This is a genomic window from Paenibacillus medicaginis, from assembly GCF_042138635.1.
Classification (GTDB): Bacteria; Bacillota; Bacilli; order Paenibacillales; family Paenibacillaceae; genus Paenibacillus; species Paenibacillus medicaginis.
Genome location: NZ_JBHIRY010000027.1, coordinates 32,628 through 53,191, shown reverse-complemented (window position 1 = coordinate 53,191; position 20,564 = coordinate 32,628). Strand labels below are relative to the sequence as shown.

The following is a 20,564-nucleotide window of genomic DNA, read 5'->3' as shown; positions in this document are numbered from 1 at the left end:
TTATGAGCATCAGTCTGTCAAAGGGTCAACGAATTGACCTTACCAAAACGAACCCTTTATTGACGAAAGCCATCATTGGCTTGGGCTGGGATGTCAACAAGTATAGTACTGGTGATGATTACGACCTTGATGCATCAGCTTTTCTTCTTTATGAGGATGGCAGGGCGAGAGGTATCGAAGATTTTGTCTTCTATAATAATCCTAAAACTCCCAACGGGTCGGTTTACCACACGGGCGATAACCGTACAGGGCAAGGAGACGGGGATGATGAGCAAATTATCATTGATTTCTCGTTGCTGCCGCCCAATGTCCAGCGGATCGGGATTGCGGTAACAATTCATGATGCTGAGGCAAGAAGACAAAACTTCGGGCATATTTCAAATGCATTCGTCCGCTTGGTGAATGAACAAACGAACGAGGAGATTCTTCGTTACGATCTGGGAGAGGATTTCTCATTGGAAACAGCAGTGGTGGTCTGCGAGTTGTATCGGCATAACGGTGAATGGAAATTCCAGGCCATCGGTTCAGGCTTTCAGGGCGGGCTGTCTGCCATTTGCAGAAATTATGGTTTGGACGCCCAGTAATATCAAGGCCGGGTGCGGGGCCATCAGCACCCGGTAAAGAGTTTTTTGAAAGGTTGGTACAGATGACGATTACGTTGATCAAAGGCCAAAAAGCGGATCTTACGAAAACAAACCCTCACTTGAGAAGTGTTGTTATCGGTATGGGCTGGGAGGCTGCTTCTGATGTGGATATCGATTTCTCTTCCTTTCTGCTGGCTGGAAATAGCAAGGTCACGCAGGATTCCGATCTGATCTTTTACGGCAATCCTGTCGGCCCCAACCAATGTATAACCGTCCGCCCGCAGGCTGCAAGTTTGGCTGGAGTAGCGGATAAAGCGCAACTGGAGGTCAATTTTAACAGCATACCCAACCAGTACGAAAGAATTTCCTTCTCTCTTACCATTTATGATGGAGAGAAACGTTCACAAAGCTTTGCAAGGGTTCGCAATACATATATTCGAATCGTTGATCCGGTGAACAGCCAGGAGGTTATCCGATTTAATATAGACACTCCTTTCAGTGTGGAAACGGCCATTGTTGTAGGGGAGCTCTACCGGCATCAGGGACAATGGAAGTTCAATTCTATCGCTGCAGGTTATTCCGGCGGGCTTGAAGCTCTTTGCCAAAGCTACGGAATCGAAGTCAAGGAAGAATCCGTAGCTTCGCCGGCTCCTCAGCCGCCCAAGAGCGCTCCTACTCCGGCGCCAGTGAATGAGCAAAAGCACACGCCTCCACCGCCGGCCCCTAATCCTGTCAATCTGTCGAAGATTGAGCTTAAGAAACGCGGAGACAAAATCAATCTGCAAAAAGGAGCAGGCCCACTGGGCGAGATTTTGATCAATCTAAATTGGACCCAGGGCAAAAAGTCTGCCTTTGGTTCTGCAAGAAAGATTGATCTGGATCTCGGGTGTCTCTTTGAATTACAAGACGGCTATAATGGTGTCGTTCAAGCTCTGGGAAGACAGTTTGGTTCTTTAGATGACGAGCCCTATGTTGCGCTGGATGGGGACGACCGGACTGGAATGGTGAAGACTGGGGAAAACCTTCGCATCAATGGCAATTATCTCTCGGAAATCAAACGCATACTGGTCTTCGCTTATATCTATGAAGGCATTGCGAATTGGGCGGAAGCTGATGGTATCGTTACCATCAAGCAGAGCGGAGGCCCTGATATCGAGGTTCGCCTGGACGAGCACAATAATAGGAAGGGCATGTGCGGTATTGCATTAATTACGAATGTCAATAACCAGACCTTTAGTGTGGAAAAGCTGGTCCACTATACCTCAGGTCATAAGGAGCTTGATCGAGCTTACGGCTGGAATATGCGGTGGACAACCGGATGGAAGTAGGTCCGATATTTTAAAGGAGGAAAGTAAGTGAGCGGTTTTTTTCAAAGTTTAATAGATAATTTTTCTTCGTTTTTTAACTGGGAGCACATGGGGCAAGTTTTAAGCGAGCCGGCAAGCTGGGGAATTATATTCTCTCTGATTATCATAGAAGGGCTGCTCTCGGCAGATAATGCCTTGGTGCTGGCTGTGCTTGTCAAACATTTGCCTAAAGAGCAGCAGAAGAAAGCATTGTTCTATGGTCTATTGGGGGCCTACGTCTTCAGGTTCATCGCCATCGGCATTGGCACCTTCCTTGTTAAAATCACATGGGTCAAGATTGTTGGGGGTCTTTATCTCTTGTGGATTGCGCTCAGCCACCTGTTCAAGCTTGAAATCAAGTTTTATGGAATTCTTCCTTATATTCGCCGTCAGCCTGCCAGCGAGGAAGAGGGAGGAGAAGAGGTCCAAAATAAAGGCAAAGGTTTTTGGCAAACCGTGCTTGCCGTAGAAGCTATGGATATTGCTTTTAGTATTGATAGCGTCATTGCAGCTTTTGGCGTGAGCAATGAAGTTTGGGTGCTGTTCCTTGGCGGCATTTTGGGTGTGCTGATGATGCGGGGGGTCGCACAGGTATTCCTGAAATTGATTGACAAGTATCCGGAGCTTGAACAAGCGGCGTTTATTCTCATCATCATTATCGGGGCTAAAATGCTTGCGGCTGTAGCAGGATTTGAGATGTCGCATTATCTCTTCTTTGCTATCCTGATCGCTGTATTCGTCGGGACCATTATTTTCAGCTCCATCCGCAAAAAATCCAGCTCTGTAAAATCCGCATAGTCTAAATTTCGGGTCCCTCCTTTCACTGGGAGGGTTTTTTTGGATTTTAGAGTGTACTCGCATTTTTGTTGGCAGGTGCCGCAACCTGGAATTACGCTGCATGTCAAGGAGGAAGAAATGTGCGCTATTTTAACTATTTGCAGCCGGAAGAAGAAGCCGGAATATTTCATATAGCCCCGTCTCATTTTACCAACCGGACCCCAAAAGAGACCTTGGCTTATGCAGTGGGCGCCGCCTTATACATGCCGGCTACAAGGCCGGCTATCGTGGAAGACATTATAGACAATAAAATCAAAGGCCTCACCTCCATGGTTATAGACTTGGAAGATGCGGTTGGCGACCATCAAGTTGAACAGGCGGAGGCCTCCATGCTGGATCAAATCTATCGTCTCTACTCCATGATCAAGCTGGGAGCAGTCAGTGAAGAAAGCATCCCATTAATATTTATCCGGGTACGGTCACCGCAGCAGCTCAAACGCATCATTACGATCTTTGAAGAAACGACGGAAATGATTACAGGATTTATGCTGCCGAAATTCTCGCTTTCCAATGGGCAGCAATATCTTGAAATCATCCAAAGCTATAATTATACCAAGCGGCTCTCATCACCGACATTATATGGACTGCCCATTCTTGAATCATCGGATGTCATCTATAAAGAAGCAAGATACCAGACCTTATCGGCACTCAGACAACTCATCGCACAGTATAAAGGCTGCATATTGAACATCCGGATTGGGGCTACTGATTTTTCAAGTTTGTTTGGCTTGCGCAGAAGTCCTGACATGACGATTTATGATATCTCCGTGATCCGGGATTGTATTACCGATATTATAAATTACTTTGGACGTGCGGAAGACGGACATGTCATTTCCGGGCCTGTATGGGAGTATTTCAAGTCGGATCGGGTGCTTAAGCCGCAGCTGAGGCAGAGCTTGTTTGAAGAAACCGCAGGCAGGGTAGGCAGAAAGCGCAGAATGGAAATTTTGAATAGATACGTAGACGGGTTGATCCGTGAGATAGCCATGGACAAGGAAAATGGAATTATCGGAAAAACGATCATTCATCCAACCCACATTCTGCCGGTTCAATCGATGTATGTTGTGACACATGAGGAATATATGGACGCGTTGTCTATTATCGACAATAACACCGGTATGCTGGGCGTATTCAAAAGCAAATATTCCAATAAAATGAATGAAATCAAACCCCATCTCAACTGGGCGCAGCGAATGCTGGCACGGGCAAGGGTGTATGGTGTGCTTCAAGAAAACGTTAATTTTACAACTCTACTCCTTGGAGAAAAAGAACATGAACAAATACTCATTTAATGTGCTGGATCAACTAAACCTGAATATTCAAATTACGGACAATCCGTATCAGATTCCACTGGATGATCTCTTTGCCCTGGCAGCGCGGATCAATAAGAAAAGAAGCTTTTTATTTGTCAGCAAAATTCTCGGCAAGCATATCCCCGTTAAGCCTCATACTGGTTTGCTGGGCGCATTAAGCTTGGGGCTTCTGCTCCAGGCTCACAACGGGGAGCAGCTTCCGGTCGAAATGGACGAGATTGTACGGGGATTCAGCGATCCGGCGGAAGCTGCCAAGCTGTATGAGAAATTGAAGCAGAATCGTCTTCCCGTCCCCAAGCCCACAATATTTATCGGGTTTGCAGAAACCGCGACAGCTTTGGGACATGGGATGTTTGATCTGTTTACAGGTCCGGCCAGATTTATTCATACGACAAGGGAGAGCATTCATGAAACCAGTCCCCGCTTGAGCTTCGAGGAGGAGCATTCTCATGCCACAGCCCACCGTTGTTATGCGGCTGATGCTGATTTTTTCAAGGGTGAGGATACGATTGTTTTGGTCGATGATGAAATCACAACCGGCAAAACAGCCCTTAACATCATTAGGGATATCCAGCAAAAGCATCCCAGAAAGCACTATGTGCTAGCAAGTCTCCTGGACTGGCGGTCGGATGAGCAAAAGGCGCAATTCACGCAGCTTGAACAAAGCCTGGGCATTACGATAGATTGCATCTCCCTGATACAAGGGGAAATTAGCGTGAGCGGAACGCCGGAGGTTGAGGCAAACCTCTCGCATCTGCCGACGGATGAGGCTGGAGAACAGAGGATCCGCATCATCTCGCTGTCTGAATATTTTGATCATCTCGGCTATTCTTCCGTCAATTCTCTTGGTGACGTGAATAAAGAGGAGTATCTGAAACTATCGGGGCGATTTGGAATGAGTGCCCAGGAAAGCTATGCATTGGATGACTCTATCTCGAATGCGGCAGTGTGTCTAATGCAGTACCGAACGGACAAAAGCACCCTCTGTCTGGGCACGGGAGAATTCATGTATATTCCCATGAGAATTGCGGCGGAAATGGGAGAGGGCATTTTTTATCAGTCAAGCACAAGGAGCCCGATTCATCCGTTTGAGGATGAAGCATATGCAGTCAAAAACAAATTTGCTTTTCATTCCCCGGATGATCCGGCGATTCCTTACTATTTCTATAATGTTCCCAAGGGTGTGTACGGGGAGCTCTTTGTTTTTATAGAACGGTCGAGCCATCCCGATGCTCTTAAATCTTATGAAAAGGTTCTTCTGTCTACGGGCATCCCCCAAATCAATATGGTCTTGTTTTAATGATAAGGAGTGTACATTATGATATTAGACACCAGACTGCCGTCTCCGCCGTTAATGGGCAGCTATAAAGCGGAGGATGTTGTTTTTCTGCTAAAGAATATAAGCGACGCCAAGCTTGAAGTTCCTACAGAGGACCGGGAAGAAGCGATCCAGGCGGGCAGGCATTACTCCGAAATGCTTCCGGTAGAATACCAACCTACGCAGGAGTACCTTGATTTATTTCACAGAACACTGCAAAGTACTGCCAAAAAGGTGGCTCTGGCTGCGGCGGTAACTGCAGAGCTTATTCTGAAAAAAAGAGGATTTAACCTGGTGTTGGCATCTCTGGCCCGTGCTGGAACGCCCATTGGGATACTGATCAAACGATATATTGAAAAAACATATGATAAAGCCTTGCCGCACTATAGCATTTCGATTATCAGGGGCAAAGGAATAGATGAAAATGCAGTTCTTTATATGCTGCAAAATCATCCGTCCAGCGAGATTCAGTTTGTGGACGGCTGGACAGGCAAGGGAGCGATCCGCAAAGTGCTCATAGAGGCATGCCAAGCATTTTACGAGAAATATCAGCTCCGTCTAAACGCTGACTTGGCTGTGCTTGCAGATCCCGGCCACTGCTCCCTGACCTTCGGCACTCGTGAGGATTTCCTGATCCCGAGCGCTGCGTTAAATTCTACTGTCTCCGGATTGGTAAGCCGGACTGTTCTACGCCCTGACCTTATTGGCCCGTATGACTTTCATGGAGCAAAATTTTATCGTGAATGGTTGGCTGAAGATGTGTCGAATCTGTTTGCCGATCAGGTGTCGGCCTTCTTCGCTGAAGTTGCTGAGCAGGCGAAGCTGCAAGCCGAGCAGTTGTACCGGTATCCGGAAGAAGAATCATGGAAGGGAATGCAGGATATAACGCGCATTCAGCATGACTTCGGCATCAGTGACGTTAATTTGATCAAGCCGGGCGTCGGTGAAACGACCCGGGTGCTGCTGAGACGAGTGCCATGGAAGATACTTGTTGACCGGGAGGACAATCCGAATCTGGAGCATATTCGTCTGCTGGCACAGGACAGAAATGTCCCTGTTGAGGTTTACCCTGAATTAACATATTCATGCTGTGGAATCATTAGGCCGGCCAAAGGAGAGAAAGCATGATCTTTTCAAGCGACTTGGACAGGACTCTTATTTATTCCAGAAAATCAATGGGTGTGGTTCCGGAGCATGAGCTCGTTCCGGTTGAGCTTTATCAAGGGGAATATATTTCGTATATGACTCAAACCTCGATTGAACTGCTGCAAAACCTTTCTGATCAAGCTCTGTTCATTCCCGTTACGACCAGGACGGAGGAGCAGTATAAGCGGATTTTCTATATTCAACAATACTTTCAGCCCAGATATGCGGTAACCAGCAACGGCGGGAAAATTTTGATTGACGGGGTCCTGGATCAGGAATGGTCGGCTCAAATTCAAAGAGCTTTGATGGAGAGCGCCTCTTTCGAGGAGGTAAGAAGAGCGTTTGAGCAGATTAGCTCGCCGGAGTGGGTCAAGAAAATGAATTTTTCGGATGAGCTGTTCTTTACCGTTATTCTGGACCCCGAGCGTGTACCGGTTCCCATTATTGAAGAATTCAGGCAGCGTCTGGAGGGCATGGGCTGGCATGTGTCACTTCAGGGGAGAAAGCTGTATTTAGTGCCTGCTGGCGTTAATAAAGGGGCTGCGGTTCTTTATATTCGTGAGCTTGTGGGGGCACGGTATATTGCTTCGGCAGGGGATTCTCTGTTGGATGAAAGTTTGCTGAACATCTCCGATCTTGCTTTATCGCCAAGGCATGGCGAGTTGTATGCCCGTAAACCGGGGAACGAGGAGGTACGATATACACGGCTTACAGGAATAAAGGCTGCAGAAGAACTCATTGAGGAGATTACAGACTATTTTTTGAATATACAGCAGCAGGTTACCGGCATTTTATAATGAAGGAGAGAACTTTATGGGCTTACGTATTTGGTATAATCGGACTTTTTCAACCGCAAGCCACTATGCTGAAATGATTCGTCATAACGCGGATCAAAGGCAGTTTGAGCTTTATGTGACACATCCCAAAAAACACTCTCTGATGTTACAGATTGCAGATTATGCCGAGCTTGAGCCCAGCCTGCCTGTTCATGAGTATCCCGGGTATTGTCTCGATTTTTGCAAAAAGCATCGCATTGATATTTTCATCCCTCATTTCGGAATGTCGGAAATTGTAAAGCATCATGCGGAATTTGCCAGCATCGGGACAAAGCTATTAGCTGCCGGAGATGCCGATCTTATTGGCCTGGTATCTGATAAAGGCAAATTATTTTCAGCGCTCTCAGCTCTAGAGGGCATCACTTTGCCGGATTATGAGATCGTGTCAACTGTGGCGGAATTTAAAGAAGCCTATCACCGACTGAAAGAGAAGGGGCATCGTGTTTGCTTTAAACCGGCGAGCGGAGAAGGTGGCGCAGGCTTTCGAGTGATCCAGGAAGCACGGCCATCGATTATGAGTCTTTATGACACATGCGGGCCCTATATTCATCTGGATGAAGCGATTCGTTTGCTTTCAAGTGTTCCCGAATTTCCGCCCCTGATGGTGATGGAGTTCATGAAGGGGCATGAATACAGCATTGATTGCCTTGCGTCCTCATCCTCCTTGCTGGCCGCTGTGCCGCGTAAAAAGGTGGAAGGCCGTGTACGTCTGTTGGAGAAGAACGAGCTATTGATAGATTGGGCTCATCAAATCCATCAAGTGCTACCTCTTCAGTATAACTTCAATATTCAGGTGATTTACCAGGGGGACAAGCCCAAGCTGCTTGAGATTAACCCGAGAACATCGGGTGGTCTTTATACCTCTTGCTTGACCGGGATCAATTTTCCTTATCTTGCGATTAAATTGCTCCTCGGTGAAGAGGTGGAGGTACCTGATCCTGAATTCGGAATTATGGCAACCCATGTCGAAAAAGAGATGGTCATGAAGCGGATCTTTCCATAAAGGGTATATTCAAAAATTGACAGTATAATAGGGCGTCTGTATCATGAAGGTTATGGAATACCAAGTAATGGCAGGGCGATGCATGCCCAGCAGCAACAGTAAGAGGTGAGAACAGTTATGCGATATGGTGTAGCAACAGGGATATCCATTGTCGGATTTTTAATTTCACAGTTTATAACATCCCGCATCCTTCCCGATTTCCTGAACCTATGTATACCGACAATTTTTGCATTACTGAGTATTGGCTACTTGCGCCGTTCACAAAAGGGAATCAAGTACGAGCCTTACCTGCCTGTGAATGAGCGGAGGGAAATAAAGGATTCACCTGACGGAAACCAGGTTCGCAATCAGATGCACAATCAAAATCAGGTGCATGACCAGAACGGGAGTGCTCAGGAAGAAAATGATCCGTTTTGGGGTCCGGTGATTCAATACATCCATGTACTGGAAGAAATGATCATATCCGAAGGGCAGAAAAGTACCCTTGATGATGAAATTGTAGAGAAGACACTAAAAGTGCTGACCCGTGTGCTGCGGCTGATTCCTCAATTAAAGAAGATGAACGATCCCAACATTAATCACAACATTCAGCGCCTGGTCTTTAAAGATATTAACGGAGCCGTTAATCCGTTTCTTAATTTGGGACCTGAGGCGAAACGCCAAAACCGGCGTCTGCTGTTGAACGGAATGAAGGATATTAATTCGAAGCTTTCGCAATATGTCGAGAGCATTGAGCAAAAAGATTTAATTGAACTAAAAACACGCATGGATTTAATCCAGCAAAGATACAGTACGTCCAATTAAGGAGGAACAGCATGTCAACAACTCTTGTTCAAATCAAACCGGCAGATTTAACCAAGGTTGAGTCTGAGGCCCAGCAGCTCATTTCCAAAATCTCAACCTCCGACAACCTTGAGCTTGAAACCCTGATGGATTCCATCGGCAGAATGGGCCAAAAAACGATGGAGCAGGCCGGTCAATCCTTGGCCATGCTGCAGCGTCCTGTAAATGATTTAATGTCCGGTAACCGGTCCGAGGTTCCCAATAGCATACTGAAGCTGAGAAGCGAGATTGATTCATTAAGCAAGAGCAAGCAAATCGGATTTTTTGATAAGCTTCTGAGAAAAAGTCCGCTCAAAAATTATATTTATAAATATCAATCGGTGAAAACGAATGTCGATGCCATCGTCTCCTCGCTGCGAAATGGTAAAGAGACGCTGGAAGAAAACGTTGCTTATATGAAGAATCTGAAAAGATCTTCAATCGAATCCGTTTATAATTTGCAGGTTCGCATTGCAATGGGACATAAATTGAAAGAAATGTTTGAAACCGAAATTGCCAAGCCGGCAAATGAGCTTCGCAAAACACAGCTGGAGAAAGGGCTGCGCAAGGTTGTAACCCGTATTCAGTCGTTTGAGGAAATGGTGATGCTGTATCAGCAAGCGATTGCCGGTGCAGATATTATTAATGATAATAATGATAAGCTTATCGACTCAGTAGATGCGACGATTGATAAAACGCAGCATCTGATTACGGTATCTGCGATGATTGCCCTTGCGCTTCAGGATCAAGTTGAGACGATCCATGCCGTGAATGCAGCAAACAATACACTGCAAAATATGTTTGAAGACAACGCGCGGTTATTGAAGGAAACGACGCAAAAAACGACGGAACTGCTGGGAAGGCCGGGAATTCAACTCGAATCCATTGACCGGGCCATGAGTGATCTGTTCAGCGCCATGGACCAATATGAGCAATCGAACCGGATCATCATTCAATCGGCTACTGAGCATACCAAGCGTCTGCACGAAATTAATCAACAGGTACATAACCGGTTGGGATTAATGCCTGGCAACGCCAGCAAGACGGATACAATCAACAGCTCCGGCTCGATTGGCTTTTTGGACTAATCATATTCCTGGGGAGCCCCTTTTGACTGTTGTGAGGCGCTCCGAGAACGAAACATTCCTCCAATCGCTGTTGATCCCACCCCCCTTGGCAAATTAAAGAGCCGGACACTGTCACCTGTGTTCGGCTCTTGCACGCGAATCTCTCGCGAGGATTACCTATCGATTATAATACTGAATAGCTTTTTCTGCCGTGTAACTCCTTATCCTATAACCCGTGGCCGAACGAATGGATACCGCTATCTGCCTGTGCGCCGGGCGGTATCCGTAAATTCGATTGTAGGGTATAATGGTAAGTGTCAGCAAGTCAATGGGGATGGAAGGTGAAAATTGTATGGTTCGTCTTCAAGAATTGCAAAAAAAAATAAAGCTTACCGGTGATCGTGCTATGCTGGATGCCAAAGCAAACGGAACATATATCGTATATAAAAAAAGCGATGGTCAGATGGTAAGAGAATATCCAAACGGCGAGATTATACCAATGTTTTATACTGGGACGCCACATGAATGAGCCTGTTGCCGTTATGTATGTATTTGCCGGAAATAATGGTAGCGGTAAAAGTACGATCCGTAATTTGATCTTGGATATGCTGGGAATCAGTGTCCATATTGATCCGGATGCCTTGGCTAGAGGTATGGATGCGGAACACCCGGAACGCCGAAAAGTATCGGCAGGCAAAGAAGCGATTAAGCTTGCAAGAGAATGTATTCGACAAAGCCGGGATTTTTCCATCGAAACAACGCTAGCTGGTGGTAATGCGATACGACTTATGAAATATGCCCGAGAAAACGGATTTGAAATCACGATGTTTTACGTAGGGCTTAGTGACTATGAGTTAAATATTGAGCGGGTAGCGACGCGTGTTAAAAATGGCGGTCACGATATACCAACTTCAGATATCATAAGAAGACATACAACATCAACGCAAAATTTGCTTTCACACTTAGATATAATTGACGATTTAATTGTGATAGATAATACAAATGCAACTGGTGAAATTGTGCTGAGAGTGGAAAAGAGTCGGGTAAAACATCAAAGTGAGTTTCTGCCTCAATGGGTTGAAAATATTAAAAGGCAATTGAAGTGAAAAACAACAAAATCCTTATTTATCAAAGCTTTCGGGTGTTTTCGTAATGGAGAGGGTGATGGGGATCGAATCCACGCTACCAGCTTGGAAGGCTGGAGTTCTACTATTAAACTACATCCGCATGCTTACGGGAAGATCCTGATTCTATAAAAGAAACTAAATTTATAAAAAGTTTCGCAAATTCGCGACTTCAATCTCACCTGTATTTGTTTATCCAACGAGATTTTTGGGAAAAATAAATAGCATTCAGCCTCTTAACTTTGCATATGCTAGTTAAAAAGGAGAGAGTGTTAGTATGCTGGGACCCATCTCGTGTGGAATCGTGATTGTATATCTATTGATAGCTGCTGCATCTGAGAGAACAAAAGACATCATGGAAATGGATTAATGGATTGTTAGGACCGTCCCGGAGCAAAATAGCTGCCGGGACGGTCTTTGTGTTATTGCCATGTTGCTCCTTCTTCAGGGAAGCTGCGGACGGTTCGTTGTGCATCATACCTTTCAGGCTTCACCTCAGGAATTGCGCTTCGCCATCTGCTGCCATACCGTACCTGCGGCCTGTTCCCCGGACTCGATCCGTTCCAGGGCCATTCTGGCCTGCAGGCTGACTTCAAACTCGGGGTCCTCCACCGCCTGCTCCAGCGCATCGCGGGCATCCTCGGTTCCGACTTCATAGAGGAAACGCGCCGCCCGCCAGCGCACGAGCTTGCTGCTGTCCTTCAGCGCCGCAATCATCGGAGCGGTAGCGGCAGCATCGCCGATGTCGGAGAGGGTGTCGCCTGCCGTCCGCCGTACGGATGCTGAAGGATCGCGCAGCGCCTCATACAGCAGTTCCATAGCTTCGGGAGTGCGCACATCGCCGAGATAGACTACGCCCAGACGCCGAACCTGCATCTTCTCATCGCGCAGCGCGCGGGTGATCAGCGATAGACGTTCAGGGGTCGGTTCCATGGCATCAATGGCCGCATACCGTACGCGCCAATCCTCGCTGCCCAGCGCTTCCTCAATCTCCGCGTCGGTGTATGCGCGCCGCTGCTCGATGAATTCGCCGCTGTCCTTGCCATGGGCAATAGCCTGCTCCACCACCTTGGACAGGCGCTCGGGCGGATATGCGGCTTCAAGCTCCTGCTCCACCTCGCGTGCGATATCAGCCAGCTCGCCATAGCGAATGCCGTAATCGACAAGCTTCCGCTCCTTGATCAGGGTAGCGCTGGCCACCTCCGTGACCGCGTTGACGAAGCGGTCGGAGAGGGAGATGCGCTCCTCCTGTCCGCCAGCTTTGACGCGAATCTGCATGGGAACACCGCGGAAGAACTGCACGAATACGTGTGCTTCCCCGAAAGCTTCAACTTCACCTTCACCTTCCCCAGGGATGTCCCAGTTTGTGTCCGCCGCGTCCGCGCCGAACTGCTCGCGCACCTCTCCGAGAATGGCTGCCCAGTCGGCATTACCCTTGCGGTCAAGCGCGACAAAATCAGCGGTGTGAAAAATGCTCTTCACCCCATCTATCCGCAGCATGCGGCGGATGAAAGGAGGCGCAGAACGTTCCGTTTCCAGCGTATATGTTTTGCGAATTCCCGGCTCCAGCGATTCGTCCAGGTGAAGCATCATCGTGTTCGGACTTGGAGTCGGTTCGATTGAAGTAATTTTCATGGATTCCAGCGAGCCTCCTTACAGCAAAATAATTTAAAATTTCTTGTAATCTATTGTACATCATTTGTCTGGCGCTTCAAAAGTATGACGGATTTTTGCAGAATACGGGGAGTTCGGTTAAAAGTTGCTTTGAATATACAAAATGTATATATTATGGCCTGTTAAAGCCTTTTTTCTTTTTGCTCTTGCTTGATTTATACTTATATATATAGATAACCCGGATTCATCCGCCGATGAAATATACAGCTTCCCGGACGGATGCCATCAAGGAGAGGAGACCAAGGGAATGCCAAAGTACCGCTTCAACAACATCGACAATGTAAGTACAGATAAAACGCTCAAACAATTCCGGCAATGGCGTGAAGAGCGCCGTCGCAAGATAAAAGATTATTCCTTTACGGTCCCGTTCCATACGGCGGATGTGGAATTTCTTCATGGCAATAGGGAGGAGACCACAATGACGTGGATCGGACATTCCACGTTTCTGATTCAGTATCTCGGACTGAATATCGTGACCGACCCGGTATGGGCCGAACGTATGGCCTTGAACCGCCGTCTTGCGCGCCCGGGCATCCCCATTCAGGATGTCCCCCCGCTTGACGTCATTCTCGTATCCCACTCCCACTATGATCATATGCATATCGACTCCCTGCGCAAATTGTACAGTGCGAAGACCCAGTTGATCGTGCCGTCTGGATTGAGATCCAAAATGATCAGAAAAGGGTTCCATAACTGTGTGGAGTTGAATTGGTGGGAGCATGTCACGATCGGCGGGGTACGAATCAGCTTTGTGCCTGCACAGCACTGGACACGCCGGACACTTACGGATACCAATACCTCCCACTGGGGCGGATATGTGCTGGAATCATGGAGGCATCTGCCCGGCCATGGGGGACTCCTGCAGAATGAAGGCAGCGAGGCTGAAGAGCATGTGCCGCCTACGTTGTACTTTGTCGGGGACACCGGATTTTTCCACGGTTTTAAGGATATCGGGGAACGGTTTAATATTGATGTAACCCTAATGCCGATCGGTGCTTATGAGCCGGAGTGGTTCATGACCTCACAGCATGTTACGCCGGAAGAAGCGCTGCAGGGGTTTCTGGATACCCGGTCCGAATTGATGGTGCCTATGCATTACGGGACGTTCAAGCTGGCGGACGATACACCGAAGGAAGCGCTTGACAGGCTGGAGGCGGAGCGAAAGCGTCTTGGCATCGCCAGGAAACGCATCCGTGTGCTGGGACATGGGGAAATGCTGCGGATTGAAAACCGGAAGGTTAAGGCGGGGTCCGTATCCTGGAAGTAGAAAATCAGCTGGAACAAGGGCGGAAGGTTCAAATCCGCCCTTGTTCTGTGTTATAATACGAAGCTAGGACACGGATTTATGCCAAAATGAATAAAGGACGGTAATGCAAATATGATCAGTACAAGCGGCGTAACGCTTCGATATGGCAAGCGCCCACTTTTTGAAGATGTAAATATTAAATTTACACCAGGTAACTGTTACGGCCTGATCGGTGCAAACGGAGCCGGCAAATCGACATTTTTGAAAATTTTGTCCGGGGAAATTGAGTCTAACAGCGGCGAGGTCCATATGACACCGGGCGAACGTTTGGCCGTACTGAAGCAGAACCACTATGAATACGATGAATACCCGGTGCTGGAGACCGTTATTATGGGACACACCCGGCTTTATGAAATTATGAAGGAGAAGGACGCGCTGTATGCGAAGGCTGATTTCTCCGAGCAAGACGGACTGCGCGCCGGCGAGCTTGAAGGAGAATTTGCGGAGCTTAACGGTTGGGACGCCGAGCCTGATGCTGCTGCTCTCTTGATTGGCCTTGGCATTGCACGCGAGCTTCATGACAAGAAGATGGCCGAACTGAGCGGCAATGAGAAGGTGCGGGTACTGCTTGCACAGGCATTGTTTGGACGCCCTAACAATCTGCTGCTTGACGAGCCTACGAACCATCTGGACCTGGAGTCGATCCAGTGGCTGGAGAATTTCCTCATGGACTATGAAGGCACCGTCATCGTTGTATCCCATGACCGGCACTTCCTGAACAAGGTCTGCACGCATATTGCCGATATCGATTTTGGTAAAATTCAGATGTATGTCGGCAACTACGACTTCTGGTACGAGTCCAGCCAGCTTGCGCTGCAGCTGACACGCGATGCGAACAAGAAGAAAGAAGAGAAGATTAAAGAGCTGCAGGCGTTTATCCAACGCTTCTCGGCCAATGCCTCCAAATCCAAGCAGGCGACGTCCCGTAAAAAGCAGCTGGATAAAATTACGCTGGATGATATCAGGCCTTCCAACCGGAAATATCCTTTCATCAACTTCAAGCCTGAACGCGAAGCCGGCAAGCAGCTGTTGACGGTGGACCGCCTGAGCACAACGGTGGAAGGGGAGAAGGTACTGGACGAATTCAGCATCGTGGTCAACAAAGGCGACAAGATCGCATTTGTCGGCCCGAACGGGCTACCCAAGTCCACTTTGTTCGAACTTCTGATGAACGAGAGAGAGGCGGATTCCGGAGAATTCACATGGGGAGTTACAACGAGCCAGGCGTATTTCCCAAAAGACAACTCCAAATACTTTGACGGGGTTGAGCTGAATCTGGTGGAATGGCTGCGCCAATATTCCAAGGATCAGGATGAGACCTTCCTGCGCGGCTTCCTGGGACGTATGCTGTTTTCCGGTGAAGAAGCGTTGAAGAAGGCCAGCGTACTGTCCGGGGGCGAGAAGGTGCGTTGCATGCTGGCGAAAATGATGCTGAACGGTGCCAACGTGCTGCTGCTGGATGAGCCTACGAACCATTTGGATCTCGAATCCATTACGGCGCTCAATAACGGTCTGATCGACTTTGACGGTACCCTTCTGTTTACCTCCCATGACCATCAGTTTATTCAAACCATAGCGAACCGCATCGTGGAGATTACGCCAAACGGTGTCATCGACCGCGTGATGACCTATGACGAATATCTGGAGAGCGAAGAAATCAAGCAACTGCGTGAGCGCATGTACCCTGTGGAAATTTCGTAAGAGTTTCTGCGGTAACTTTATATCAACAAAAGGGGCGTCCCAAAGGTCTGTTGACCCGGGATGCCCCTTTTTCATGGCACGCGCTCCGGATATGGTTCTAGGAACCCCCGGTACGGCGACGCTGGTTATTCGGTTTTTTCGTATTCTGGCTTTTCAGAGCCTTGGTTTGTCCGCCATGAAATCCGCCGCCCTGCGGGTTGCCCGCCTGCTGTTTCTTCTGGGCCAGCTTCTGCCGGACGGCTTCCGCCAAATCAATTTTACGGGGTTCCTCACGGTTCTGGTTATCCTGATTATCACTCATTGTAAACTCCTCCTGATGCCGCCAGATTGGACCCGGGAATGGGACTGCATGCGGCGCATACTGAACCCATTTTATACGTTTTTAACAGGCCGGACAAGGGCAGTATGAATAAGAGCGGATAGGATTAAAGCAGATGTTTTGTTCCAGGGAAAAACATTTTCTAATACACTACACGAATGAGCATAAGCAATATTTTTTCGCTGTCACTACAGCCCTGTAGACAAGAAACACTGTTTCTCTAGACCCACTGGAGCATTGTCTGTTACCATAAGGAAATTGGTTTGGCCTTTATATTTGGGGTGAGGAGTGTCTACATTGCCGGATGTGTACGAGGAAATTCGCAGGGGTGAAAAAGGAGCCTGGGTCAGTATAGCGGCTTATCTTGTTCTCTCGGCCTTTAAAATTATATGCGGGTACCTGCTGTTCTCAAGCGCTCTGCTTGCGGACGGATTTAACAACGTGACAGATATCGTGGCTTCCGTTGCCGTGCTGATCGGCCTGCGCATTTCCCAAAAACCGCCGGATTCCGACCATGCCTACGGGCATTTCCGTGCAGAGACGGTAGCGGCCCTGATTGCGTCCTTCATTATGGCTGCGGTAGGGCTGCAGGTGCTGGTGGAGGCTGTCCGGTCTATCTTCGAGGGCGGCAAGCAGGAGCCTGATATTCTTGGTGCGGGAGTTGCGGTGATCAGTGCCGTCGCCATGATGGGCGTGTACCTGTATAACCGGAGGCTTGCCCGTGCGATCAACAATAAGGCCCTGATGGCTGCGGCAAAGGATAACCTGTCCGACGCCATGGTGAGTATCGGGGCCGCGGTCGGGATTATCGGCGCACAGTTTGGTCTGCCATGGCTGGATACGGTAGCCGCCATTCTTGTAGGCTTGCTCATCTGTAGAACTGCCTGGGAAATTTTCAGGGATTGTACGCACACGCTGACGGACGGCTTTGATGAAAGCCAGTTGTCCGATCTGCGCAGCACGATAGCCAGAACACCGGGAGTGGAAGCGATACGGGATGTGAAGGCGCGTGTCCATGGCAATCACGTGCTGGTGGATGTCGTCATTGAGGTCAAGCCCGATTTGACGCTTATTGAGAGCCATCAAATCAGCGACAAGATTGAGGAGCGGATGAAAAAGGCACACAACATTATGCATGTGCACGTCCACGTAGAACCGAGCAGCGTGAAGTAAAAAGCAAAGGATTTCCTCAGGAACGGGATGAGGAAATCCTTTTTACATAGTGATCACTATTATTTTTGAACTTCAGGTTTTTGTCATATTGTCTTTCAAAGACACAAGAATATAAAACATTCAGTACATAATCAATAGCAACCTGGGAGGAAAACGTGGCAATCTTGGAGGCATTCGTCTCACTCACAGGCAGCGGTAGCACAACATCACATCGTTTCGCCAGCCTTCCTTCAGTCTCTGAGGTAATGACGATTTGCTTCACCCCTTTGTCCCTCATCAAGGTCGCATACTCTATAAAATCAGCATGGCCTCCGTGATAAGTGATAAAGACAGCGCAGTCTTCCTTGCTGGCATTGAACGCATGGTAACCCTGTTCATTAAGGAAATTGCTCAGCTGCACCGGGCGGTTTATTTTTAATAATTTATTTTGAAAGCTTGCCGCCCGAATCATGGAATCGCCAACGGCAAAGAGGTAAGCCTGACGGGATGCTTCAAGGATGGATGCCGCCTCATTCAGTTTTTTTTCTGTAAGCATGGAGCTGGAATCCAGCAGTGTTTGCTGGCTGAGCTCACGGATCCTCCTGGCAATGTCCATGGAGCTTTCTTTTTCTCGAAAAGGCATATTTACGTCTACGGGATATAGTTCATCGTAATGCCGTTCCAATTCAGAGGAAAGTACGATTTTAAACTGCCGAAACCCGTCCACTCCGAGCTTTCTGCACAAACGGATAATCGTTGGGTTGGAAGAATAGGTCTCCCTGGCAAGCTGATGGATGGTCATGTGCAGAACCTTTTCTTTATTGTCGATCATGTATTGCGCAATGGCCCGCTCGGAATCAGACATATTATCCATTTTGATCAGTTTTTGGAGCATGTGTGAATCCTCCTGACAAAGCCAAACCTTTCTTCAGAAATGGCTTTTCGTTACCTAAGGTACGCTGTTGTAACGGCATATAACTAGAATTACCGTACTTTAATTATAATCTTGGCCGGATGCATTCACAATTAAATGCGGCGAACTATAATAAAGCTCGACATCTTTAACCATTGTATTGCCTAAGGAGCTGAAGTGATGAACATTGGAATTGCAGGCAGCGGAATGATTGTGAGATTTTGCCTGGATGCGTTACAGGAAATTGATTCTATAGAATGCACAGCGATTTGCGTCCGTGAACAGGGGATTGAAAAAGGCGAAGAACTCGCCAAAACGTACGGCATTGGAAAAATATATACCGATTACGGAGCCATGCTTCAGAATGGCGACATTGATTTTATTTACATCGGTATCGTTAACAGTCTTCATTATGAATATGCCAAAAAAGCTTTGGAGGCGGGCAAGCATGTGATCGTGGAAAAGCCTTTTACTTCTACATTCCAGGAAGCATTAACGCTGGAGAAGCTTGCGCGGGAAAAAAACTTGTTTCTCTTCGAGGCTATAACACTGCTCTATTCCCCTAATTATCAATTTATCAAGGAGCAGCTGCCTCTGATTGGTGATATTAAGCTTATTCAAAGCAATTTCTCCAAGGTGTCCAGCAGATACTCCGAATATGCGACCGGAACGGTTCTGCCGGCATTCGATCCTTATTACTCAGGCGGAGCGCTGTATGATCTTAATATTTATAATCTCCATTTTGTTGCCGGGTTATTGGGAATGCCTCAGGAGGTGCGCTATGTTGCAAATATCGGGCATAACGGAATAGACACCTCTGGTATTGTTACTCTCCGCTATGACCAAAGTCTCGCAGTATGCTGCGGCTCCAAGGATTCCGATAGCGACGGCTTCATTACGATCCAGGGCGAAAAGGGCCTTATCCGGCTGGACAGTCCGCCTAATCTGGCCGATTCGGTTATTGTGAATATTGGGCAGGACAAGAGAGCCTGCAATTTTAATAAAGCACAGAACCATATGGTCAACGAGTTTGTGGCCTTTGCAGAAATGTTCCGTTCCGGTGATTATGACCAATGCTATAAGAATCTCCGCCATTCGGTATCGGTGATTGACATAGCCTGCCAGGCCCGGCGGGATGCAGGGATCCATTTTGCTGCGGATGAGTGAATAGTGTTATTTTCCTAGCCCCAACCTTACCGCCATGCTGTAGCCGGATGGTCCGAAATTATATTTTTTTCGCAGCTCGATCAGATTGGGGCCGAAGGTGTGCTCTAGCGTTTCGCGATGCGCCTGCAGCATCTCGTAGATGTACAGATCATGGATGATGACCTCGGTGATCGGCATGACGAGGCCGGGGTGCATCGTCCAGGCGGCGCGGCTGTCGGTGCCGAGGGACACGATGCCTGCGACCACTTCGCGGTCGTCAGTGCTTGCCACAATCCAGCGGCCGCCGTATTCCTGCGTAATCTCCTCACTCGAATCATGTGGATATACCTGCGCAAAATCGAATTCCAGTTCTCCGTATACGACAATCAGAATCTCTACGCCCCGCTCTGCCGCCTCCCGTAGCTCCGGTTCCAGCAGCTGTGCTTCCTCCGTCCAGATCTCCAGCAAAATCCGCCCGGCCGCCCGGTGGATCGCTTCCTTCGTACGGCTCAATATGGCCTCATATCCGGTGATATTCCAAATATTTTCCCGGTTCAGAGAAACATAGGAGTAGTGGGAGAGCGCTGCTTCGGCAGCCTCAAAAGAGGATTCCATTTTGCTTTTTTTCAGCCGGATCAGCTCCTGTGGCGGCAGCGGGGTATACAATGACGGGTCTTCGTGGCTGACCATCACCTCACCGCGCTCCACCAGGACGCTCAGCACCTCATAAATTTTGGAGCGGGGCACGCCTGAATTCAAAGAAATCGCATACCCCGATAAAGGCGATTTATCAAGCAGTGCCAAATATGCTTTGGCTTCATATTCAGTAAAATTCAAATCCTGCAGCATTTTGATGATTTCTGATTTCATTCTAGAACCTCCTGATCCTCGCTTCGCGCAAAGCCCATTTTCGTTCGTTTATCCGATTATACTCCATTATTACACTTGACACCCTAT

20 protein-coding genes are annotated in these 20,564 nt (G+C 48.0%); 16 read left to right on the top strand and 4 right to left on the bottom strand.

The window, feature by feature from the left end:
* Positions 1 to 2 precede the first annotated feature (2 nt).
* The 12 genes from ACE5LO_RS21765 to ACE5LO_RS21710 all read left to right on the top strand — a co-directional run bounded on the left by ACE5LO_RS21765 (position 3) and on the right by ACE5LO_RS21710 (position 11,378).
* The gene (locus tag ACE5LO_RS21765; RefSeq protein WP_375522080.1) at positions 3 to 584 is read left to right on the top strand and encodes a TerD family protein; all 582 of its coding nucleotides are present in this window, start codon (positions 3 to 5) and stop codon (positions 582 to 584) included.
* A gap of 62 nt (positions 585 to 646) precedes the next feature.
* Positions 647 to 1,912: a TerD family protein gene (locus tag ACE5LO_RS21760; RefSeq protein WP_375522079.1), complete on the top strand. Its 1,266-nt coding sequence runs from the start codon at positions 647 to 649 to the stop codon at positions 1,910 to 1,912.
* 87 nt (positions 1,913 to 1,999) lie between these two features.
* Positions 2,000 to 2,728 carry a MeeY/MeeF family manganese export membrane protein gene (locus tag ACE5LO_RS21755; RefSeq protein WP_375356678.1) on the top strand — a complete coding sequence of 243 codons (729 nt, stop codon included), beginning with the start codon at positions 2,000 to 2,002 and terminating at the stop codon, positions 2,726 to 2,728.
* A 119-nt stretch (positions 2,729 to 2,847) separates the two neighbouring features.
* Entirely contained in the window at positions 2,848 to 4,059 is a 1,212-nt protein-coding gene (locus ACE5LO_RS21750; RefSeq protein WP_375522078.1) for an HpcH/HpaI aldolase/citrate lyase family protein, read from the top strand.
* Complete coding sequence (locus tag ACE5LO_RS21745) at positions 4,040 to 5,380, top strand: phosphoribosyltransferase family protein (RefSeq protein ID WP_375522077.1); 1,341 nt, start codon at positions 4,040 to 4,042, stop codon at positions 5,378 to 5,380. The genes ACE5LO_RS21750 and ACE5LO_RS21745 overlap by 20 nt, the downstream gene beginning before the upstream one ends.
* A gap of 18 nt (positions 5,381 to 5,398) precedes the next feature.
* Entirely contained in the window at positions 5,399 to 6,526 is a 1,128-nt protein-coding gene (locus tag ACE5LO_RS21740; protein ID WP_375522076.1) for a cysteine protease StiP family protein, read from the top strand.
* On the top strand, positions 6,523 to 7,341 hold the full coding sequence (locus ACE5LO_RS21735) for an HAD family hydrolase (RefSeq protein ID WP_375522075.1): 819 nt from the start codon (positions 6,523 to 6,525) through the stop codon (positions 7,339 to 7,341). Before ACE5LO_RS21740 ends, ACE5LO_RS21735 begins: the two co-directional genes overlap by 4 nt.
* A 16-nt stretch (positions 7,342 to 7,357) precedes the next feature.
* Positions 7,358 to 8,383 carry an ATP-grasp domain-containing protein gene (locus ACE5LO_RS21730; protein ID WP_375522074.1) on the top strand — a complete coding sequence of 342 codons (1,026 nt, stop codon included), beginning with the start codon at positions 7,358 to 7,360 and terminating at the stop codon, positions 8,381 to 8,383.
* Between the two features lie 117 nt (positions 8,384 to 8,500).
* The gene (locus ACE5LO_RS21725; protein WP_375522073.1) at positions 8,501 to 9,187 is read left to right on the top strand and encodes a hypothetical protein; all 687 of its coding nucleotides are present in this window, start codon (positions 8,501 to 8,503) and stop codon (positions 9,185 to 9,187) included.
* Between the two features lie 11 nt (positions 9,188 to 9,198).
* Positions 9,199 to 10,293, top strand: a complete 1,095-nt coding sequence (locus tag ACE5LO_RS21720) for a toxic anion resistance protein (RefSeq protein ID WP_375522072.1) — start codon at positions 9,199 to 9,201, stop codon at positions 10,291 to 10,293.
* Positions 10,294 to 10,624: 331 nt separating this feature from the next.
* The gene (locus ACE5LO_RS21715; RefSeq protein WP_375522071.1) at positions 10,625 to 10,801 is read left to right on the top strand and encodes a hypothetical protein; all 177 of its coding nucleotides are present in this window, start codon (positions 10,625 to 10,627) and stop codon (positions 10,799 to 10,801) included.
* Positions 10,794 to 11,378: an ATPase gene (locus tag ACE5LO_RS21710; RefSeq protein ID WP_375522070.1), complete on the top strand. Its 585-nt coding sequence runs from the start codon at positions 10,794 to 10,796 to the stop codon at positions 11,376 to 11,378. The genes ACE5LO_RS21715 and ACE5LO_RS21710 overlap by 8 nt, the downstream gene beginning before the upstream one ends.
* A 513-nt stretch (positions 11,379 to 11,891) precedes the next feature.
* On the opposite strand, the gene ACE5LO_RS21705 is transcribed toward ACE5LO_RS21710, so the two are convergent.
* On the bottom strand, positions 11,892 to 13,031 hold the full coding sequence (locus tag ACE5LO_RS21705) for a virulence factor (protein WP_375522069.1): 1,140 nt from the start codon (positions 13,029 to 13,031) through the stop codon (positions 11,892 to 11,894).
* 286 nt (positions 13,032 to 13,317) lie between these two features.
* Between ACE5LO_RS21705 and ACE5LO_RS21700 the strand changes: the two genes are divergently transcribed.
* Both ACE5LO_RS21700 and ACE5LO_RS21695 read left to right on the top strand, forming a co-directional pair.
* Positions 13,318 to 14,337, top strand: a complete 1,020-nt coding sequence (locus ACE5LO_RS21700) for an MBL fold metallo-hydrolase (protein ID WP_375522068.1) — start codon at positions 13,318 to 13,320, stop codon at positions 14,335 to 14,337.
* A gap of 111 nt (positions 14,338 to 14,448) precedes the next feature.
* Positions 14,449 to 16,077: an ABC-F family ATP-binding cassette domain-containing protein gene (locus tag ACE5LO_RS21695; protein WP_375522067.1), complete on the top strand. Its 1,629-nt coding sequence runs from the start codon at positions 14,449 to 14,451 to the stop codon at positions 16,075 to 16,077.
* A gap of 97 nt (positions 16,078 to 16,174) precedes the next feature.
* On the opposite strand, the gene ACE5LO_RS21690 is transcribed toward ACE5LO_RS21695, so the two are convergent.
* Complete coding sequence (locus tag ACE5LO_RS21690) at positions 16,175 to 16,378, bottom strand: hypothetical protein (RefSeq protein WP_375522066.1); 204 nt, start codon at positions 16,376 to 16,378, stop codon at positions 16,175 to 16,177.
* Positions 16,379 to 16,693: 315 nt separating this feature from the next.
* Between ACE5LO_RS21690 and ACE5LO_RS21685 the strand changes: the two genes are divergently transcribed.
* Positions 16,694 to 17,569, top strand: a complete 876-nt coding sequence (locus tag ACE5LO_RS21685) for a cation diffusion facilitator family transporter (protein ID WP_375522065.1) — start codon at positions 16,694 to 16,696, stop codon at positions 17,567 to 17,569.
* A gap of 16 nt (positions 17,570 to 17,585) precedes the next feature.
* On the opposite strand, the gene ACE5LO_RS21680 is transcribed toward ACE5LO_RS21685, so the two are convergent.
* Positions 17,586 to 18,443: a MurR/RpiR family transcriptional regulator gene (locus tag ACE5LO_RS21680; RefSeq protein ID WP_375522064.1), complete on the bottom strand. Its 858-nt coding sequence runs from the start codon at positions 18,441 to 18,443 to the stop codon at positions 17,586 to 17,588.
* A gap of 198 nt (positions 18,444 to 18,641) precedes the next feature.
* On the opposite strand from ACE5LO_RS21680, the gene ACE5LO_RS21675 reads away from it, so the two are divergent.
* A complete protein-coding gene (locus ACE5LO_RS21675; protein ID WP_375522063.1) occupies positions 18,642 to 19,628 on the top strand; it encodes a Gfo/Idh/MocA family protein in 987 nt (328 codons plus the stop codon).
* A 6-nt stretch (positions 19,629 to 19,634) separates the two neighbouring features.
* Here ACE5LO_RS21675 and ACE5LO_RS21670 read toward each other — a convergent pair whose 3' ends face one another.
* A complete protein-coding gene (locus ACE5LO_RS21670; RefSeq protein WP_375522062.1) occupies positions 19,635 to 20,477 on the bottom strand; it encodes a TrmB family transcriptional regulator in 843 nt (280 codons plus the stop codon).
* Positions 20,478 to 20,564: the final 87 nt, after the last annotated feature.

Bases quoted from the DNA above. Each gene is read 5' to 3' on its own strand.
- ACE5LO_RS21680 (WP_375522064.1), bottom strand. From the start codon at position 18,443: ATGCTCCAAAAACTGATCAAAATGGATAATATGTCTGATTCCGAGCGG.
- ACE5LO_RS21730 (WP_375522074.1), top strand. From the start codon at position 7,358: ATGGGCTTACGTATTTGGTATAATCGGACTTTTTCAACCGCAAGCCAC.
- ACE5LO_RS21755 (WP_375356678.1), top strand. From the start codon at position 2,000: ATGGGGCAAGTTTTAAGCGAGCCGGCAAGCTGGGGAATTATATTCTCT.
- ACE5LO_RS21675 (WP_375522063.1), top strand. From the start codon at position 18,642: ATGAACATTGGAATTGCAGGCAGCGGAATGATTGTGAGATTTTGCCTG.
- ACE5LO_RS21715 (WP_375522071.1), top strand. From the start codon at position 10,625: ATGGTTCGTCTTCAAGAATTGCAAAAAAAAATAAAGCTTACCGGTGAT.
- ACE5LO_RS21725 (WP_375522073.1), top strand. From the start codon at position 8,501: ATGCGATATGGTGTAGCAACAGGGATATCCATTGTCGGATTTTTAATT.
- ACE5LO_RS21735 (WP_375522075.1), top strand. From the start codon at position 6,523: ATGATCTTTTCAAGCGACTTGGACAGGACTCTTATTTATTCCAGAAAA.
- ACE5LO_RS21740 (WP_375522076.1), top strand. From the start codon at position 5,399: ATGATATTAGACACCAGACTGCCGTCTCCGCCGTTAATGGGCAGCTAT.
- ACE5LO_RS21695 (WP_375522067.1), top strand. From the start codon at position 14,449: ATGATCAGTACAAGCGGCGTAACGCTTCGATATGGCAAGCGCCCACTT.
- ACE5LO_RS21705 (WP_375522069.1), bottom strand. From the start codon at position 13,031: ATGAAAATTACTTCAATCGAACCGACTCCAAGTCCGAACACGATGATG.
- ACE5LO_RS21670 (WP_375522062.1), bottom strand. From the start codon at position 20,477: ATGAAATCAGAAATCATCAAAATGCTGCAGGATTTGAATTTTACTGAA.
- ACE5LO_RS21760 (WP_375522079.1), top strand. From the start codon at position 647: ATGACGATTACGTTGATCAAAGGCCAAAAAGCGGATCTTACGAAAACA.
- ACE5LO_RS21720 (WP_375522072.1), top strand. From the start codon at position 9,199: ATGTCAACAACTCTTGTTCAAATCAAACCGGCAGATTTAACCAAGGTT.
- ACE5LO_RS21710 (WP_375522070.1), top strand. From the start codon at position 10,794: ATGAATGAGCCTGTTGCCGTTATGTATGTATTTGCCGGAAATAATGGT.
- ACE5LO_RS21745 (WP_375522077.1), top strand. From the start codon at position 4,040: ATGAACAAATACTCATTTAATGTGCTGGATCAACTAAACCTGAATATT.
- ACE5LO_RS21700 (WP_375522068.1), top strand. From the start codon at position 13,318: ATGCCAAAGTACCGCTTCAACAACATCGACAATGTAAGTACAGATAAA.
- ACE5LO_RS21690 (WP_375522066.1), bottom strand. From the start codon at position 16,378: ATGAGTGATAATCAGGATAACCAGAACCGTGAGGAACCCCGTAAAATT.
- ACE5LO_RS21765 (WP_375522080.1), top strand. From the start codon at position 3: ATGAGCATCAGTCTGTCAAAGGGTCAACGAATTGACCTTACCAAAACG.